An 18,518-nucleotide genomic window follows, 5' to 3' on the forward strand; every position below is an offset into this window, starting at 1 on the left:
CCCGTCAGAAGGGAACTGCCCATGAGAACCGGCACATTGTCACCGCAGTCCCGCGCAGCCGCGATCGCGGCGCTGTCCGGCGAGGAGCTGGACGTCCTGGTGATCGGCGCCGGCGTGGTCGGCGCCGGCGCCGCCCTGGACGCCGTCACCCGGGGGCTGTCGGTGGGCCTGGTGGAGGCCCGCGACTTCGCCAGCGGCACCTCCAGCCGCTCCAGCAAGCTCATCCACGGCGGCCTGCGCTACCTGGAGATGCTGGACTTCGGCCTGGTCCGCGAGGCGCTGCGGGAACGCGGGCTGCTGATCCAGCGGCTGGCCCCGCACCTGGTGCGCCCGGTGCCGTTCCTCTACCCGTTGCAGCACCGCGGCTGGGAACGCCTGTACGCCGGCGCCGGCGTCGCGCTCTACGACACCATGGGCATCTCCAGCGGCAACGCCCGCGGCCTGCCCCGGCACCGGCACCTCGGCCGCCGCGCCGCGCTGCGGGTCGCCCCCGGGCTCAAGCCGGAGGCGCTGGTCGGCGCGCTGCAGTACTACGACGCTCAGGTCGACGACGCCCGGCACACCATGTTCCTGGCCCGCACGGCCGCCGCGTACGGCGCGCACGTCGCCTCCCGCACCCGGGTGACCGGCTTCCTGCGCGAGGGCGAGCGGGTCACCGGCGTGACCGCGGTCGACCTGGAGCACGACGTCACGTTCGAGATCCGGGCCCGCCAGGTGATCAACGCGACCGGCGTGTGGACCGACGACACCCAGGCGCTGGTCGGCGAGCGCGGGCAGTTCCACGTCCGCGCCTCCAAGGGCGTGCACCTGGTCGTGCCGCGCGACCGCATCCACTCGGCCACCGGGCTGATCCTGCGCACCGCGACCAGCGTGCTGTTCGTGATCCCGTGGGGGCGGCACTGGATCGTCGGCACCACCGACACCGACTGGAACCTGGACAAGGCGCACCCGGCCGCGTCCAGCCGCGACATCGACTACCTGCTGACCGAGGTCAACAAGGTCCTGGTGACCCCGCTGACCCGGCAGGACGTGCAGGGCGTGTACGCCGGCCTGCGCCCGCTGCTGTCCGGCGAGTCGGAGATGTCGTCGCAGCTGTCGCGGGAGCACACGGTCGCCAGCCCGGCGCCGGGGCTGGTCGTGGTGGCCGGCGGCAAGTACACGACGTACCGGGTGATGGCGCGCGACGCCGTCGACGCCGCGGCGCACGGGCTCGGCGGGGGCGTGCCGGCCTCGTGCACGGAGAACGTGCCGCTGCTGGGCGCGGAGGGCTTCGCCGCCCTGTGGAACCAGCGCCGGGTGCTGGCCCGCGAGGCCGGCCTGCACGTGGCCAGGGTCGAACACCTGCTGCGCCGGTACGGGACGCTGGTCGACGAGGTGCTGGAGCTGGTGCGGCGGGACCCGGCGCTGGGTGAGCCGCTGGCCGGGGCCGAGGACTACCTGCGGGCGGAGATCGCGTACGCCGCGGCGCGGGAGGGTGCGCGGCACCTGGAGGACGTCATGACCCGGCGGACGCACATCTCGGTGCAGACCTTCGACCGGGGGCTGGCCGCCGCCCGGCCCGCCGCCGAGCTGATGGCCGCGGTGCTGGGCTGGAGCGCGGAGCAGGCCGACCGCGAGGTCGAGCACTACACCGCCCGGGTGCGCGCGGAGCGGGCCTCGCAGGAACAGCCGGACGACGAGACCGCCGACGCCGCCCGGCTGGGCGCGCCGGAGGTGGTCCCGCTGGTCGGCCAGCCCGGCTGACCCGGCGCGACCCAGGCGGACCGGTCCGGGCCGGCGGACCGGTCCGGGCCGGCGGGCGCGGCCGGTTCGTGGAGCGAGGAACCGCCGAGGCGCCCGCGCGCGGTTCGTTCCCGGTCGTGGCCATCGGTCCGTCGAATCCGGATCTGCCGAGAAGCGTGCATCCGGAGCGGCAGGACCACGCCGGTTGTCGATGCCGGCGGGGAGAAGTCACCCGCGAAAGGTCCTACGGACGCGCCTGGAGGTGACGAAATAGGCGGTCATCAGGACGGGCGGAATCGCGTCGATCGCCAGGCCCACTGTCGACTTCATGCCCATGGCATGCCATCCCACCAGAAAGGACAGCGACAGGATGTTGAAAATGACGTTGTGCGCGACGGCGGAACGTTTCCTCTTCCCCATGAGCAGGTACAGGACAACGGTGTAGAGGATCAATGACGCGTTCGAAGTGACATAGAACGTCAAAGCGGGCGCTGAAACGAACGACGTGAGGCCGACCAGCGACGGGTCAGCGGCGATGACGAGCGAGGCGATGGTCAGCGCCAAGCCGTGCAGCGCCAACCCGGCCAGCGCGACGAGATAGACGACAAGCCATCCCCGGATCGGAGTGCGCCCGGCCTCCGGCCCGTCACCGGACAGCCGCTCCGCTGACACCAGACCGCCGGAATTCGCCCGGCCCGGCGCTTGACCACTCGTGTCCACTTCGGATCTGCCTCCACCTGAAAGCTCTCCGCGAATCCGCGTCGTCTCCATCCTTCGGCCTGTACGCCGCACCGTCCATCCTGGTAGCACCCCTTTCCAGGCTGGTGCCACCCGCACCATGCCTCTCGGCCAGGCATCCTCATCTACCGCCGCCCCGTGCGCGCGGGCCTTGTGCGCGGGTCCGCGGGCGTTCGCCCAGCCGGGTCGGTGCACCCCGTTGACACGGCGGTGTGACACGGTCAATTCGGCCGACCGGACGATGGCGCACCCGCAGCGGCGACATACGGGTGCCTCGCGCCGGCCTCTTCCATGTCGTCGAGGGAGCCCGGGACCTTCGAAGCCGGTTCCGCGCGCATCGCGACCGAAATGGGCCCGGTTGTCATCGCATGCGACCCGAACACCATGCGCATCATGGACCGGAAGCGCCAGTGCGAAGCAGTAGTACTTTGACGGGCCCGGTGGCAGAGCCGGCTATTGCGGTGGATGTCTCGGCATCCCAGGCGTGCCCACACTATGATTTCGGTGTGACGGCACCCGGGTCTGGATGCACTTCCACCTCGACAAACACGCGCCGAGGACCCCTGATCATCACACCGGGGAGCTTCGTATGCTGGCGCTGATCATTGACGATTCGGCAGTCATCCGTTCCATCCTGAGGGGGTACCTGCTGCCGTTCGGCTTCAACGTCTACGAGGCCGTGGACGGCTTGGACGCCCTGGACCTGCTCGCTGAGATTCCGACCGTTCCGGACCTCGCCCTGATCGACTGGCACATGCCGCGGATGAACGGCCTCGAGTTCCTCCGGAGCATCCGGCGTCGACAGGATCTGGCCGAGATGGTGCGCATGATGGTGACCAGCGAGAGCGAACCAGGCAGCATCGTCCGAGCCCTGGCCGCCGGAGCGCACGAGTACCTGCTGAAGCCCTGCACCGCCGACGATCTGGGCGACAAGCTTGCCTACCTGGGGATGGTGGCGCCCGTGACAGGGCGCTGAGCTGCGAGAATCTCGATTCGGCCGGGTCGAACCTGGCTCGCCACACGAGTTGACGGATTCCCCAGAAGCAGGTTGTCGGCCAGAGACTTCATCTGGCGCAGCCGGTGGACTCATTCACCGCAAATAAGGCGCGGTTCGGCGGACGCTGGTCATCCTGGTTGCCGACGGCGACCAAGCAGCCCCGAGTCGTTGCGTGTGGAGATGTCACGCAGGCAACTGCGACGCAAGGGGTTCTTACTGTCTCGCCGGTGCGGCGCGGAAACGAACCGCCGGGACGGCGACAGATGGCCCCTGGACAGGGACGATACGGTTCTTATTCTGCCACGTACGGTCCGCCGCCGGCTCGCCTCCCTGGCGCGTCACCTGGACCGGCTGGGCACCGGGCGCTGCGGCGGGCGGGCGTCGGGGCCGCCGTCGGACTCCTGCTGGGCCTGCTGCCGGGTCTGATCCTGGTGCTAGCCACCGGGGGGCCGACGCGGTCACCACGGCCGCCGTGCCGGTCTCCTTCGGGGCGATCGGCTCGCTGCCGGGGGCGCTCATCGGGGCCGTGCACTGGACCGTCCGGCTCGCCGACGTCCCCGTCGACGTCGGCGCGGCGTCCGGGCCGCTCGCCGTGCTGCGCACCGACCGCGCGAACACCCTGGCCGCCGCCTCGATCGCGGCCCTGTGCGTCGACGCCTGGCTGCGCGGGTTCGGTTTCGCGGGCATCGCCGCCGCGGCGTTCCTGGCGGTGTGCCACCTGCGGGCCTGGGGGCGATGGGTCATCCTGGTGCGGGGCCGGCTCGCGCTGACCGGGCGGCTGCCCTGGGCGCCGGCCGCCTTCCTCGAGGAGGCGCACCGGCGCGGGGTGCTGCGGCAGTCCGGCGCGTACTACCGGTTCCGGCACCTGCGGCTGCGGGACCATCTGGCCGCCCACGACCGGCGTCAGGAAGGACGGGTATGACAGCGAACCAGGAGCGGGAGTCCGCGGAGGAACGGCTCGCCGGGCTGGGCCTCGAGCTGCCGCAGCCCATGCCCCCGGCGGGCAGCTACCTCGGCGTGAAGCGGCACGGCGAGTTGCTGTACGTCTCGGGCCACGGCCCGGTACGGGTCGACGACCGGGGCCGGCTGCCCGGGCGGGCCGACCGCGAGATCGCGTGGGCGGACGTGCCCGCCAACCTGGTCCGGGGCAAGGTGGGGCGGGACGTCACGGCCGGGCAGGCGCACGAGGCGGCCCGGCTGACCGGCCTGTTCCTGCTGGCGGCGGTGCGCGCGGAGGCGGGATCGCTGGACCGGGTGGCGTCGGTGCTCAAGGTGTTCGGCATGGTGAACTGCGCGCCCGGGTTCACCGCGACGCCCGCGGTGCTCGACGGGTGCTCCGAGCTGCTGGTCAGCGTGTTCGGCCCCCGGGTCGGCCAGCACGCCCGGTCCGCGATCGGGGTGGCCGAGCTGCCGTTCGACATCTGCGTGGAGATCGAGATGGTCGTCGCCCTCGGCTGACCGCGGCGCATTCGACCGCCACCCCTTGTGAACGCTAACATCAGCCTCGGACACCCGGAGAGACGAAGGACGAGCCGCATGCCGAACGCCGACGACCACGACCTGCGCCACGCCGTGCTGCGGGCCAACCGGATGATCCCGGAGGCCGGTCTTGCCGCCCTCACCTGGGGAAACGTCAGCGGCGTGGACCGCGCGGCGGGCATCTACCTGATCAAGCCGTCCGGCGTGGCCTATCCCGAGCTGACCGCCGACCTGCTCGTGCCGGTCGACCTGGAGACCGGCCGGGTGGTCTCCGGGCGGCTCAAGCCCTCGGTCGACAGCGAGACCCACCGCGCCTTCTACCTGCGGTGGCCGGAGATCGGCGGGATCACCCACACCCATTCCACCCACGCCGTCGCGTTCGCCCAGGCCCGCCGGGACGTGCCCGTGCTGGGCACCACGCACGCCGACACCTTCAGCGGCCCGGTCCGGGTCACCCGCGACCTGACCCCGGCGGAGTGCGAGCGCGACTACGAGTTCAACACCGCCCGGGCCGTCATCGAGCTGATCGGCGACGACGCGCTGGCCACCCCGGCCGCCCTGGCGGCCCACCACGGCCCGTTCACCTGGGCCCGGGACGCCGTCAAGTCGGTGGAGACGGCGATCGTCTGCGAGGCCGTCGCCGAGATGGCCCTCAAGACGCTCGCCCTCAACCCGGCGGCCTCCGCCCCGCAGTGGCTGCTGGACCGGCACTTCACCCGCAAGCACGGCGCGGGCGCGTACTACGGCAACGACCTCGGCGCGGCGACGGGCGCCTGACCCCGGCGTCTCACGCCCGGTCGGCGGCGTCGTCGTCGACCGGGGTACGCGGGCGCACCAGCCCGGGCAGCGCCACCACGACGTCCTCGGCCTGGCTCCACGGGCGGACCGCGGTGACCGTCGCGTACCCCCGGGCCAGCAGGTCGATGTCGCTGTCCGGCACGGCCCGGGCGTCGCCCTGCTCCAGGGTCATCCGCACGAAGTCCGCACCCGACTCGGCCACGGCCATCCGCACCTGCCCGAAGGGGGCCAGGGTGGCCCGGCGCAGGCCCGCGACCCGCTCCGCCGGGCGGTCCGGGACGTTGAGGTTGAGCACGATGCCGGCCGGCGCGGCGGCCAGCGCGGGCAGCAGCTGCCCGGCCAGCGCGGCGGCGGTGGACCAGTGCCGGTCGTCGTCGTCCATCGTGTCCAGCGCCGCGAACACCGCGTCCCCGCCGGCCGCGCCCGCATCGGGCGGCGACAACACGTCCAGCGAGACAGCCATCGTCCGGGCCCCGCCGGCCGCCGCGGTCACGGCGGCGCCGACCGTGCCCGAGTGCAGGATCGCCCGGCCGGCGTTGGCGCCGCGGTTGATGCCGGACAGCACCAGCTCGGGCGCCGGCCCGAACACCTCCAGGGCCGCCAGCAGCGCGATGTAGCCCGGCGACGCCGCGACCGCGTACACCGGCACGCCGTCGAGCCCGGCCAGCGCGGTCCGGGCGATCATCACCCGGCCCTGGTCGGTGACGGCCGTCAGCGCGGCGCTCATCCCGCTGGCCTCGTCCTGCGGAGCCGCCACCGTGACGTCGTGCCCGGCGTCGTGCGCCGCCCGGGCCAGCCAGCGGATCCCCGGCGCGTGCACGCCGTCGTCGTTGGTCACCAGCACCCGCAGCCGGCCTGCCCGCATGTCCGCCCCCTGCCGTCCGGCGCCGGGACACCGGCGCCCGAGCGTCCATGCTGGACGACTTGCCCCGGTGCGGGGAAGTCAACCACCCGGCCGGTGGGCCGCCCGCGCCGAGGGTGACCGGCTGGTTGTTCCGGCCGCAGCGCCCCCGGGACGGCTCAGAAGCCGAAGTCCTGGGTGTAGTAGGGGGTGCCGTCGGCGGTGGCGGCCACGCCGACGCCGACGGTCCGCGACGCGCAGTTGAGGATGTTGGCGCGGTGGCCGGGGCTCCTCATCCAGGCGGCGACCAGCTCGGTGGCGGAACGGTAGCCCCACGCGATGTTCTCGCCGGCGGGACGGGTGTAGCCGGCGGCCCGGACCCGGGCCGCGAAGGTGGTGCCGCCGCTGCCGGTGTGGGAGAACGTGCCGGTACGGGCCATCCACGCGCTGTGGCCGGCGGCGGCGGTGCTCAGCCCCGTGTTCACCGTGACGGCGGCGCAGCCGTGGGCGGTGCGCTCGGCATTGGTGAGGCGCACGACGTCCGCCGGCACGGTCAGCGCCTGCTCCTGCGCCGTCACCGGGGCGGCCTCGGCCGGCGACGCGACCATCGCAACGGCGACGGCGGCGGGGGCGACGAGGGCGGCCAGGGCGAAACGGCGGATGAGCTTGCGCAAGGAGGACCCTTTCGGAGGACGGCCCCGGCACAGCGCCGGGCTCACCGTTCCCTTCGGGCCGGTTCCGGGCGGCGCTGATCGCGGATCGGCTGCCGCCCGGTCGCCGTTCGGTTGCCGCCGGCCGGGCGACTGTCGGGAATCTTGCGGGTCGCGGCGGGTCCTGACCAGGCCCGGCGCTCGTACGCTGGCGGCGTGGCCCCTGAGACGGCCGGCGCGGTGTGGCTGCGCCTGGCCGGACCGTTCGCGATCCGCCGCGGCGGTGACCGTGACGCCGTGCCCCTGACCGGCAGCCGCAAGGCCCGTACCCTGCTCAAGCTGCTCGCCGTGCACCGCGCCGGGCCGGTGGGCATGGACCGCGTCGTCGACGTGCTGTGGGGCGACGCGCCGCCCCGGCAGGCCGCCGACAACGTCGCCACGCTGGTCAGCCGGCTGCGGTCGCGGTTCGGCCCGCAGCTGGTCACCGGAGGCCGCGACGGCTACCGGCTGGGCCGGCCGCCGGCGGTCGTGGTCGACCTAGATCTCGCCGCGGCCGACCTGGCCGACGCGGCCGGGCGGCTGGCGGCCGGTGAGCCGGGGCTGGCCGCCGCGGTCGCCGGCCGGGTGCTGGAGCTGCTCGGCGCCGGGCCGGCGCTGCCCGAGGACGGCGACGCCGACTGGGCGCGGCCGGCCCGCACCGAGGCGGCCGAGCTGCTGCGGCACGCCCGGCAGCTGGCCGCGGAGGCCGCACTGGCCAGCGGCGACGCCGCCACCGCCCGGGCCCGGGCGGCCGCGGCGATCACCGCCGACGGCTACGACGAAGCCGCGTACCGGCTGCTCATGGCGGCCGAGGCGGCGCTGGGCCAGCCCGCCCGGGCGCTGGCCGCCTACGAGCGGCTGCGGGTGACGCTGGCCGAGGACCTGGGCACGGACCCCGCGGCCCGGACCAGCGCCGTCCAGCTGAGCATCCTGCGCGGCGAGCAACCGTCCCTGACCCCCGGCCCGGCCGCGGTGGTCGCCCCGGCGCCGGCCCTGGCCGGCCGGGCCGCCGAGACGGCCGAGCTCGCCGCCGCCTGGCGGGCCGCCGTGGCCGGGCGCCCGGCGCTGGTGCTGATCAGCGGGGAGGCCGGGATCGGCAAGACCCGCCTGGCCGGCGAGGTGGCCGAGCTGGCCGGCCGCACCGGCGGCGAGGTGCTGTCGGTGCGCTGCTACGCGGCCGAGAGCTCGCTGTTCCTGCAGCCGTTGGTCGACGCGCTGGGCACGCACGCGGCCGGCTCGCCGGCCGAGCTGGTGCGCTCGCTCGCCTCGCCCGCGCTGACCGAGCTGGTGCCGCAGGTCGGCGCCCTGTACGGCGACGCGCCGGGTCCGGAGGTGGCGCCCGAGCTGGCCCGGGGCCGCGCCTACGAGGCGGTCAACCGGTACCTGTCCGGCATCGCCGCCCGCCGGCCGGTCCTGCTGCTGCTCGACGACCTGCACAACGCCGGCCTGGCCACCGCCGAGCTGCTGCACTACCTCGCCCGCCACGCCCGCGGCCGGCTGCTCGTGCTGGCCACGGTCCGCGCCGAGGAGGGCGCCCCGGTGCTGCGCGCCCTCGCCGAGGTGGCCGGCCGGCTCGAGCTCGGCCCGTTGCCCGAGGCGGCCGTGATCAGCCTGGCCACCGCGGCCGGCCAGGCCCGGCTGGCCCCGCGCATCCTGCACCGCACCGGCGGGCACGCGCTGTTCGTCGTCGAGACGCTGCGGGCGCTGGCCGCCGGCGACGACGGCATCCCCGAGTCGCTGCAGGCGGCCGTGCTGGCCCGGGTCGCCCGCACCGGCCCGGCCGTCGAGGAGCTGCTGCGCGCGGCCGCCGTCCTGGACGCGACGACGGAGCCGGGACTGCTCGCCGACCTGCTCGCGGTGCCGCCCGCGGAGGCCGTCCGGCGCTGTGAGCAGGCGCTCGCCGCCCGGCTGCTGGTGGTGGCCGGGCGGGCCTACGAGTTCGCCAACGACCTGATCCGCGAGGTGCTCTACACGACCACGGCGGCGCCGGCCCGGGTGGCGTACCACCGGCGGGCCGGCGAGCTGCTCAGCGCGCATCCCGAGCAGGTCGCCGCGCACGCGCACGCCGCCGGGGACTGGGACCGGGCCGCCCGGGCGTACCTGGTCGCCGGGGAACAGGCCGGCCGGCGGTTCGCCGCCGCGGACGCCGAGGCGTTGCTGACCAGCGCCCTGGACGCGGCCGGGCGGGCCGGCGCGCCCGAGGTGACCGCCCGCGCGTACCAGGCCCGGGGACGGGTGCGGGAGGCGCTGGCGGCGTACCCGGCCGCGATGGCCGACTTCCACGCGGCGGTGCGCACCGCGCGGGAGGTCGGCGACCGGCGGCTGGAGATGATCGGGCTGCGTGAGCTCGGCGGGGACGTGCCGATCGCGCTCGGGCAGCCCATCGCGGGCTGCGTGGCGTACCTGCGCGACGGGCTGGCCATCGCCGAGTCGCTGGCCGACCGGACCATGGAGGCCGACCTGCTGAGCCGGCTGGCGGTGGTCTCCGCCAGCCGGCTGCGGCTGGCCGAGTCGCTGGCCTACGCCACCCGCGCGGTGCGCACCACCCGGGCCGGCGCCGACCAGCGGGCCCTGGCCGTCGCGCTGGACGGGCTGAAGACCAGCTGGGCCTACCTGGGCGAGATCGACCGGCTGGTGCCGGTGCTGGACGAGCTGGAACCGTTGCTGCACAAGCAGAACGACCTGTGGCGGTTGCAGTGGGCGCTGTTCGAGGGCGCCTTCCCGGCGATCGCCGCCGGGCGGTGGGGCGACGCCCTGGAGCGCATCGAGGCGGCGCGCGAGGTGAACCGGCGCAGCGGGTACGGCGCCTACGCCGGCTGGTTCACCGGCAACCTCGGCTGGGTGCACCAGCTGCGCGGCGCCCACCGGCAGGCGATCGGGTACGGCCGGCAGGCGTACGCCCTGACCAGCGACACCGACCACCCGTGGTGGCGGGCCGCCGCCTGCACCCAGCTGGCCGGCGCGCTGCTCGCCGCCGGCGCCGAGGACGAGGCGACGGCGTTGCTGCTCCAGGGGTGCGAGCGCGCCCGGGGCGAGGGCGGCGAGGCGTACCTGGTGCGCTGCCTGGGCCCGCTCGCCGCCGTCACCGGGTCGCGCAGCCTGCTGGAGGAGGCGGACGCGCTGGTCGCGGCGATCGAGACGCCGCCGGGCTGCGCGTGGTTGTTCGGCGCCGACGCGTACCTGTCGGTCGGGCGGGCCTGGCTGCGGCACGGCGAGCCGGTCCGGGCCCGCGCGGTGATCGCGCCGCTGCTGGCCGCCGCGAACCGGGTGCCGTGGCGGCCCGTGCAGGTACCGGCGCTGCTGCTCGACGCCGACGCGGCGCAGGCGGCCGGCGCGGAGTCGGCGCCGCAGCGCGCGGCGGCCCGGCGGCTGGCCGACCGGTACGGGCTGGCCCACCTGGTGCGCTAGAACAGCTCGGCCAGCCGGCCGGCGGCGCGGCGGGCGCCGTCGGCGGCGACCGGCCGGTACCGCACGGTCCGGCCGATCTCCTCGGCGATGGCCCGGGCCAGCGGCTCAGGCGTGGTGTCGGCGAACGCGACCCGCCGCCCGGCGCCGTAGCGGGCCAGCCGGTGCGGCACGTGCAGCTGCTGCTCGAAATGGTTCTCCAGCGGCACGTAGAGGAACGGGCGGCCGGCCGCCGTCAGCTCCATCGTGGTGCTCAGCCCGCCCTGCACCACGGCCAGGTCGGCGGCGGCCAGGTAGCGGTGCAGGTCGGGCAGGTACCCGTGCACGTCCACGCCGGGCGGCGCGGCCAGCGCGCCCGGCTCGATCCGCGGCCCGGCGACCACGACCATCCGCAGGCCGGGGACCAGCCGGGCGGCCGCCGGGTACGCCGCCGACGCCCGGCGCAGCAGGTGCACGCCGACCCCCGTGCCGCCGGCCGTCACGACGCAGACCCGTTCGTGCGGGCCCCAGCCGAACTCGGCCCGGGCGGCCCGCCGGTCGGCCAGGTCGGCCGGCGGGAAGCCGGTCACGTACCCGGTGAAGTCGAAGTGCCGGGCCGTCCAGTCGGCGATCACCGGCAGGCCGGGCCCGAACACGCCCGCCACGACGTCGCCCGGCTCGCCGACGAACAGCGCCCGGTCCCGTACCCGGGGGAAGCGGGCGATGTGCTCGAGCATCTCCGCGTTGTGGTCGGCGGTCAGCGCGGCCTCGGCCGCGCCGCCGGCCGCCATCGGCAGCCAGCCGACGAAGTCGGTGAGCCAGGCGTACGCGGTCCGCTTCAGCTCCGGGTTCTCGTGCAGGAAGTGGTCGGCGTCCCAGGCCTCGTCGGCCACCCACAGGTCGTGCCGGCGCTCCTCGGCCAGGTCGGCCAGGACCATGAAGTTGGCCGCCAGGATCTCGTCCATCCGCCGGATCGCCTGGAAGGCGTGCAGGTCGTGCCCGTGCGCCTCGGCCTCCACGTGCCGCGACTCCGAGGCCAGCCACCGCGACGCCGGGTGCACGCGTTCGCCGCGCGCCGCCAGCAGCGCGGTGACCGGATGCTGGGCCAGCCACTCCACCTGGACGCCGGGGCGCAGCCGGCGCAGCTCGGCGGCGATGGCCAGGTCCCGCCGGGCGTGGCCGAGCCCGATCGGCGACGACAGGTAGAGCACGCGGCGGGGCCGGTCCAGGGCGCGGGTCCAGCGCCGGGGCGGGTCGTCGCGGGCCCGCACGAAGTCGCGGATCCAGTGGTTGACCGGCACCGGATGCCGCGCCGGGGGCAGGTGTCCGGCCCCGGCCATCCGGATGAGCCGCCCGCCGGTCAGCTCCGCGAACCGCTCCCCCACGGCCGGGGACACGCAGCGGTCTTCCTCGCCGTGGATGACCAGGACCGGGCAGCGCAGCCCGCGCAGCAGCGCCTCGATCGCCGGCACGCCGGCCACCGACGCGGGCGCCTCCTCGCCGGCGATCAGCGTCTCCGGACCGGTCTCCAGCCCCCAGCCGACGCACTCCTCGAACTGCCGGGTGGAGTGCGGCTCGCTCAGCAGCAGGGCGAAGAACCAGTCCAGGAAGCCGCGGTAGTCGCGGCGCCAGTAGTGCCGGTTGTACTTCTGCCAGCCCTCGTAGTGCTCGCGGTCGGCCTCGAAGTCGAAGACCTCGCGTTCCGGCGGCGTCGGGGCCAGGCCCAGCACCCGCGGCGAGATGGCGACCAGGCCGGCGAACCGGTCCGGGTGCTCGGCCACCGCGATCGCCGCCCGCCACGCGCCGCGGCTCAGCCCGGCCACGACGGCCCGGTCCACCCCGGTCGCGTCGAGCACCGCCACCAGATCTGTCGCGTGGGCCCGGTCGGTGTACGCCGCCGGGTCGGCCGGCCGGTCGCTGCGCCCGTTGCCGCGCGGATCCACGGTGACGACCCGGAAGTGCCGGGACAGGTAGGCCACCTGCAGCTTCCAGATCCGCGAGTGGACGATCAGCCAGCTCGGCGCGAGCAGCACCGTCTGCGCGCCGTCGCCGTACACCGCGTAGCCGACCTTGACCCCGTCGTGGTCGACGTGGCCCTCGACGCCGGGTTCGGTTGCCCTCATCGCGTCACCCTCTCCCCCGCCATTGCAGCCGGGTTGCAACGGCGGCGCAACGCCCGGCGGCACCGTGGCGGCATGGCTATCAACGAGGACAAGCTGAACGAGTTCATCGGCCGGTTCGTCGGCGACCTGGGCGCCACCGTCGCCGCCGGCAACGTGGTGATCGGCCACCGGCTCGGCTTCTACCGGGCGCTCGCCGCGGGGCCCCTGACCCCCGGGGAGCTGGCCGCGCGCACCGGCACCGACGAGCGGTACGTCACCGAGTGGCTGCGCGGGCAGGCCGCCGGCGGCTACGTCGACCGCGACGACGACCGGTACGGGCTCAGCGAGGAGCAGGCGTTCGCGCTGGCCGACCCGGACGGCCCGCTGTACGCCCCGGGCGCCTTCCTGCTCGCCCTCGGCGCCCTGCGCGCCGAGCCCCGGATCACCGAGGCCTTCCGCACCGGCGCCGGGCTGAGCTGGGGCGAGCAGGACGCGGACGTGTTCATCGGCTGCGAGCAGTTCTTCCGCCCGGGCTACATCGCCAACCTGGTGCCGAGCTGGATCCCGGCGCTGCCCGGCACGGACGCGAAGCTGCGGGCCGGGGCGCGGATCGCCGACGTGGGCTGCGGGCTGGGCGCCTCGTCGGTGCTGATGGCCGCGGCGTACCCGCGCTCGACCGTGCACGCCTGCGACTACCACGAGGGCTCGATCGAGCTGGCCCGCAAGCGCGCGGTGGACGCCGGCGTCGCCGACCGGGTGAGCTTCGAGGCGGCGGGCGCGCAGCAGTTCAGCGGCGACGGCTACGACCTGGTGACCACCTTCGACTGCCTGCACGACATGGGCGACCCGCTGGGCGCGGCCCGGCACATCCGCGAGGCCCTGGCCCCGGACGGCGCCTGGATGATCGTCGAGCCGGCCGCCGGCGACGCGGTCGCGGACAACATGAACCCGGTCGGCCGCGTCTACTACGGCTTCTCCACGTTCCTGTGCGTGCCGAGCGCGCTGTCCCAGCCCGGCGGTTACGCCCTGGGCGCCCAGGCGGGCGAGGCGGCGATCCGGCAGCTGGTCACCGACGCGGGCTTCACCCGGTTCCGCCGGTCCAGCCAGACGCCGTTCAACAACGTCTACGAGGTCCGCCGCTAGCGGCGGCCCTGCCCCTGGACCAGGTCGTCGATGGCGGTCTGGGTGGAGGCCAGCGCCTGCATCGCGGTGTCGATCTCCTGGATGCTGCGGACCGCGTCGCTGGTCTGCGCCCGGATGCCGTCCACCTGCAGCGAGATGTTCTCGGTGGCCCGGCCGGTCTCGGTGGCCAGCTCCTTGACCTCGTGGGCGACCACGGCGAAGCCCTTGCCCATCTCGCCCGCGCGGGCCGCCTCGATGGTGGCGTTGAGGGCCAGCAGGTTGGTCTGCGAGGCGATCCCGGTGATCAGCTTGACCACCTCGCCGATCTTCACGCTGCTGGCGTCCAGGGCGGCGATCGTCTGCGCCGCGGCGGCCGACCGGGTCACCGCGGCGTCGACCGCCCGCGACAGGTCGGCGCTGACCCCGCCGAGCTGGGCGGAGGAGGCGCCCAGCTGGGCGAGCTGCTGTTCGGAGGTCTCGGCCAGGCGCTTCTCGTTGTCGATGTCGCGCAGCGCGCCGGCGACCCGCAGCGGCACCCCGCGCGCGTCGCGCCGGGTGGCGCCGGTGGCCACGAACCACCGGTACTCGCCGTTCTTGAGCTGCAGGCGGTACTCGATGTTGTACGGGGTCCGCCCGGTGCGGTCGTTGAGGTGGGCCAGGAACGCCTGCACCGTGCGCGGCGCGTCGTCCGGGTGCAGCCGCGACGCCCAGCTGCTCAGGATGTTCGGGAAGTCCCGCTCGTCGGTGAAGCCGAGCAGGTGCCGGAACTCCTGGGACCACATGAACTCGTTGTTCGGGTTCACCGGGTCGTCGGCGACCACGTCCATGTCCCACAGGCCGATGCCGGCGGCCTGGATCATCAGCTCGTAGCGCTCGATGGCGGCGGCGCTCTCCCGCCGGACCTCGGCCAGGGTCTCGCGCAGCGCCGCCGCTTCGGCCTCGGCGGGCGCGCTCCGGGCCGCCTGGTCGCCCGGGCCGGCGGCCTCCACCGTACGGATCTTGCCGCGAAACGCCACGGGAACCCCCTGCTCCGAGCGGCGCGGGCCGCGACCTGCCGATGGGCGAACTCGCACCGACGATACGGGCTCGGCCGGCGCGCCGAGGGCGGTTCGGCGCAGCCCGGGCCCCGCTCAGCCGGCCCGCAGGCGCTGCCAGATCCGGTCGCGGGTGAACGGCAGCTCGGTGAAGCGCACCCCGGTGGCGTCCCGCAGCGCGTTGGCCAGGGCCGGCGCGACCGGGTTGAACGGGCTCTCGCTCATCGACTTGGCGCCCAGCGGGCCGATCGCGTCCGCGGTGCGGGCGAGCACCACCTCGGTGTGCGGCACGTCGGCGAAGGTGGGCAGGTGGTACTGGCGGAAGGCCGCCGTGGTGACCCGGCCGGCGGCGTCGATGTCGATGTGCTCGGCCAGCGCGGCGCCGAGCGCCTGGGCCACCCCGCCCTCGATCTGCCCGCGGGTCTGCAGCGGGTTCAGGACGGTTCCGGCGTCGGCGCTGTGCACGCTGCGCAGGATCCGCAGCTCCCCGGTGCCCGGGTCCACCGCGACGCGGAACCACTGCACGTTGAACGCCACCGAGCGGGGGCTGCCGGCCCAGCGGCCCTCGGCCCGGACGGGCTCCGGCGACGACGCCGCCAGCTCGGCCAGGCCGAGCCGGCCGTGCGGGCGGATCACGCCGTCCGGGTCCAGCCCGGTCGCACCGGGCCCGGCCAGCTCCAGCAGCCGCTCGCGCAGGGCCCGGGCGGCGTGCAGGACGGCCCGCCCGGCGACGACCACGCCGGTGGAGGCGAACGCGCCGGTGTCGTGGCCGACCAGGTCGGTGTCGGACTGGCGGACCACGATCCGGTCCGGGGTGGTGCCGAGGGTGTCCGCGGCCAGCTGGGCGTGCACGGTGGTGCTGCCGTTGCCGAACTCGGTGGTGCCGACCGCGATCTCGTACCGGCCGTCGGGCAGCAGCGTGACCGCCGCGTCGGCGAAGTGCCCGCCGGGCGGCCCGGCCGCGATCATGGCCAGCGCCATGCCCTCGCCGGTGAGCCAGCCGGCGGGCGCCGCCTCGTCGGGCCCGGCCGGGCGCGCGGCTGCCGTCCGCACCGCGTCCAGGCACTGGTCGAGGCCGTAACTGCCGATGGTCAGGTCGTCCGCGTGGTCGCCGGGGGCGGCCAGCGGCTCGCCCGGGCGCACGATGTTGCGCTCGCGCAGCAGCACCGGGTCCAGGTCCAGTCGCCGGGCCAGCTCGTCGAGCACCGACTCGACGGCGAACGAGACCTGGCCCAGGCCGTAGCCGCGGAACGCCCCGGAGGGGACGGTGTTGGTGTAGACGGCGTACGCGTCGACCTTCTTGTTGGCGCAGCGGTAGACGGCGATCGACTCGTGGCAGCTGTGGTACATCACCGCCGGGCCGTGGTTGCCGTACGCGCCGGTGTCCGACACCACCCGCAGCGTGAGCGCGGTCAGCGTGCCGTCCCGGCGGGCCCCGGCCTTCATGGTGACGGTGAACGGGTGCCGGGTGGTCGCCGAGGTGAACTGCTCCTCGCGGGTGTACTCCAGCTTCACCGGCCGGCCGGTGCGCCGCACGGCCAGCGCCACCAGGTCCTCGACCAGCATCTCCTGCTTGCCGCCGAAGCCGCCGCCGACCCGGCCGGTGAGCACCCGGACCCGGTCCGGCGGCAGGTCGAACAGCTCGGCCAGGGCGCGCCGGGTCAGGAACGGGGTCTGCGTGCTGGAGCGCAGGGTGAGCCGGCCGGCCTCGTCGAGCCAGCCGATCGCCCCGTGCGTCTCCAGCGCGGCGTGCTGGACCCGGGGGGTGCGGAACGTGGCCTCGTACACGACGTCGGCGCCGGCGAACCCGGCGGCGACGTCGCCCAGCTCGGCGTGCAGCTCGCCCACCACGTTGTCGGCCGCGCGGGCGATGCGGTGCCCGGTGATTTTGTCGCCGTGCACGGCCGGCGCGCCGGGCCGCATGGCGGCCTCCGGGTCGAGGACGGCCGGCAGCACCTCGTAGGTGACCCGCAGGCGCCGGCAGCCCTCCTCGGCGGCGGCCTCGGTCTCGGCGACCACGGCGGCGACCCGCTGGCCGGCGTGCCGGACCACGTCGTCGAGCACCCGGGTGTCCGCCGGGTCCTCGTCGGCGTGCTCGTGGCGGGCGGTGGAGAAGTACCGCGGCGGCGCGTCGCGGTGGGTCAGCACCGCCGTCACCCCCGGCACGGCCAGCGCGGCGGCGGTGTCGACGGCGGTGATCCGGGCGTGCGCGTGCGGCGAGCGCAGCACCTTCAGGTGCAGCAGGCCGGGCACGTCCACGTCGAAGGTGTAGCGGGCGGCGCCGGTGACGACCTGCGGGCCGGCGGGCGCGCCGAGGCCGGCGCCGACGGCCGGACCGTCCCCCGGCTCGGCCACCGTGCGGACGCCGTGGACGGCGTCGGCGATCGCCCGGTAGCCGGTGCAGCGGCACAGGTTGCCCTTGAGCGCGCGCGGCAGGTCGGCCAGCTCCGCCTCGTCCAGCGCGGCGGTCGTCATGATCATGCCGGCGGTGCAGAAGCCGCACTGGAAGCCCTGGGCGTCCAGGAAGCGCTGCTGGACCGGGTGCAGCCCGTCCGGCGGCGCCAGGCCCTCGATCGTGGTGACCTGCCGGCCCTGGGCCCGGAAGGCGGGGTAGACGCAGCTGTGCACCGGCCGGCCGTCGACGTGCACGGTGCAGGCGCCGCAGTCGCCGCTGTCGCAGCCCTTCTTGACGCCGAAGCAGCCCTCCTCGCGCAGGTAGGTGCGCAGGCACTGGCCCGGGCGCGGCGGCCGGTCGTGGTCGGCGCCGTTGATCCGGACGGTCATCGGGCCAGCTCCGCCCGGATCTCCTCGGCGTACCGGGCGGTCAGGTGCCGGCGCCAGGCCGGCAGGCCGTGCACGTCGTCCACATAGGCGTCGCCGGGGACGGTGTCGCGCAGGGCGGCGGCCAGCTCGGCGGCCGCCGGGACCCCGGCGAACCGCAGCTGGAACGGGCGCACCGTCGCGGCGGTCACGGTCAGCACCAGCCCCGCGCCGGCCCGGCGGCCGATCAGCAGCACCGCGGACCGCCCGTGGGTGAACAGGGAGCCCTGCCGGAACGCCGTACGGCCGGTGAGCGCGGCGGCGGGCAGGGTGATCGAGCGCAGCAGCTCCCCGGGGGCCAGCGCGGTGCGGCCGTCGCCGGTGACGAGGTCCACCACGCCGAGCCGCCGTTCGCCGGCCGGGGCGAGCAGCAGGCACTCGCCGTCCAGCGCCGCGGTCAGGGCGATCATCGGTCCGGCGGGCAGCGCGGCGCAGAGGTTGCCGCCGACGGTCGCCACGTTCCAGATCTTGGCGGAGGCCAGGAAGGCCCGGCAGCAGGCGGTGGCCAGCTCGTGGAAGGCCGTGAAGCGCGGCGCCCCGGCGTAGCCGGCGAGCTCGGCGACGGTGCAGGTCGCCGCGATCTCCAGGCCGTGCTCGTGCGCGGTGACGGGTGTCCAGCCGGCGGCGGCCAGGTCGAGCAGCCGGGTGACGCCGGTCTGCGGCTCGGCGAACAGGCCGGTGCCCCCGCCCAGCCAGGCGTCGCCCGGGCGCCACTGGCCCACCGTGGCCGGGCTGACCACCTCGACGACGGTGTGCAGATCCACGTCCGGTCCCCCTGTTCCGATACCGTCC

At 75.4% G+C, this 18,518-nt stretch carries 14 protein-coding genes; 7 read left to right on the forward strand and 7 right to left on the reverse strand.

The genetic code is table 11. From position 1 onward, the window contains the following. Positions 1-21 precede the first annotated feature (21 nt). Positions 22-1,743, forward strand: a complete 1,722-nt coding sequence (locus Ani05nite_RS21460) for a glycerol-3-phosphate dehydrogenase/oxidase (RefSeq protein ID WP_203770735.1) — start codon at positions 22-24, stop codon at positions 1,741-1,743. A gap of 207 nt (positions 1,744-1,950) precedes the next feature. Here the strand turns inward: Ani05nite_RS21460 and Ani05nite_RS21465 are convergent, their stop codons facing one another. Next, the gene (locus Ani05nite_RS21465; protein ID WP_203770736.1) at positions 1,951-2,493 is read right to left on the reverse strand and encodes a DUF2569 family protein; all 543 of its coding nucleotides are present in this window, start codon (positions 2,491-2,493) and stop codon (positions 1,951-1,953) included. 556 nt (positions 2,494-3,049) lie between these two features. Here Ani05nite_RS21465 and Ani05nite_RS21470 point away from each other — a divergent pair. The 4 genes from Ani05nite_RS21470 to araD all read left to right on the forward strand — a co-directional run bounded on the left by Ani05nite_RS21470 (position 3,050) and on the right by araD (position 5,713). Continuing rightward, positions 3,050-3,436, forward strand: coding sequence for a response regulator (locus tag Ani05nite_RS21470; RefSeq protein ID WP_203770737.1), 387 nt, complete (start codon positions 3,050-3,052; stop codon positions 3,434-3,436). A 493-nt stretch (positions 3,437-3,929) separates the two neighbouring features. After that, complete coding sequence (locus Ani05nite_RS42400) at positions 3,930-4,379, forward strand: hypothetical protein (RefSeq protein ID WP_239130466.1); 450 nt, start codon at positions 3,930-3,932, stop codon at positions 4,377-4,379. Further along, positions 4,376-4,915, forward strand: a complete 540-nt coding sequence (locus Ani05nite_RS21480; RefSeq protein ID WP_203770738.1) for a RidA family protein — start codon at positions 4,376-4,378, stop codon at positions 4,913-4,915. Before Ani05nite_RS42400 ends, Ani05nite_RS21480 begins: the two co-directional genes overlap by 4 nt. 78 nt (positions 4,916-4,993) lie before the next feature. Further along, complete coding sequence (araD, locus tag Ani05nite_RS21485; RefSeq protein ID WP_203770739.1) at positions 4,994-5,713, forward strand: L-ribulose-5-phosphate 4-epimerase AraD; 720 nt, start codon at positions 4,994-4,996, stop codon at positions 5,711-5,713. 10 nt (positions 5,714-5,723) lie between these two features. On the opposite strand, the gene surE is transcribed toward araD, so the two are convergent. After that, on the reverse strand, positions 5,724-6,599 hold the full coding sequence (surE, locus tag Ani05nite_RS21490; protein WP_203770740.1) for a 5'/3'-nucleotidase SurE: 876 nt from the start codon (positions 6,597-6,599) through the stop codon (positions 5,724-5,726). Positions 6,600-6,754: 155 nt separating this feature from the next. Beyond that, on the reverse strand, positions 6,755-7,249 hold the full coding sequence (locus Ani05nite_RS21495; protein WP_239130467.1) for a CAP domain-containing protein: 495 nt from the start codon (positions 7,247-7,249) through the stop codon (positions 6,755-6,757). A gap of 192 nt (positions 7,250-7,441) precedes the next feature. On the opposite strand from Ani05nite_RS21495, the gene Ani05nite_RS21500 reads away from it, so the two are divergent. Then, a complete protein-coding gene (locus Ani05nite_RS21500; protein ID WP_203770742.1) occupies positions 7,442-10,672 on the forward strand; it encodes an ATP-binding protein in 3,231 nt (1,076 codons plus the stop codon). Here Ani05nite_RS21500 and Ani05nite_RS21505 read toward each other — a convergent pair. Further along, complete coding sequence (locus tag Ani05nite_RS21505) at positions 10,669-12,771, reverse strand: alpha/beta hydrolase (protein WP_203770744.1); 2,103 nt, start codon at positions 12,769-12,771, stop codon at positions 10,669-10,671. The two genes, Ani05nite_RS21500 and Ani05nite_RS21505, sit on opposite strands and share 4 nt — an antisense overlap. A gap of 72 nt (positions 12,772-12,843) precedes the next feature. On the opposite strand from Ani05nite_RS21505, the gene Ani05nite_RS21510 reads away from it, so the two are divergent. Continuing rightward, positions 12,844-13,893, forward strand: a complete 1,050-nt coding sequence (locus Ani05nite_RS21510) for a class I SAM-dependent methyltransferase (protein ID WP_203770746.1) — start codon at positions 12,844-12,846, stop codon at positions 13,891-13,893. On the opposite strand, the gene Ani05nite_RS41925 is transcribed toward Ani05nite_RS21510, so the two are convergent. The 3 genes from Ani05nite_RS41925 to Ani05nite_RS21525 form a co-directional block, all read right to left on the reverse strand. Continuing rightward, positions 13,890-14,888 (reverse strand): methyl-accepting chemotaxis protein, encoded by a 999-nt coding sequence (locus Ani05nite_RS41925; protein WP_275410598.1) that lies wholly within the window; start codon positions 14,886-14,888, stop codon positions 13,890-13,892. The two genes, Ani05nite_RS21510 and Ani05nite_RS41925, sit on opposite strands and share 4 nt — an antisense overlap. 114 nt (positions 14,889-15,002) lie before the next feature. Beyond that, entirely contained in the window at positions 15,003-17,690 is a 2,688-nt protein-coding gene (locus Ani05nite_RS21520; protein WP_203770748.1) for a molybdopterin-dependent oxidoreductase, read from the reverse strand. After that, positions 17,687-18,490: an FAD binding domain-containing protein gene (locus Ani05nite_RS21525; protein WP_203770749.1), complete on the reverse strand. Its 804-nt coding sequence runs from the start codon at positions 18,488-18,490 to the stop codon at positions 17,687-17,689. Before Ani05nite_RS21525 ends, Ani05nite_RS21520 begins: the two co-directional genes overlap by 4 nt. Positions 18,491-18,518 lie beyond the last annotated feature (28 nt).

The organism is Actinoplanes nipponensis, from assembly GCF_016862275.1.
Lineage (GTDB): Bacteria > Actinomycetota > Actinomycetes > Mycobacteriales > Micromonosporaceae > Actinoplanes > Actinoplanes nipponensis.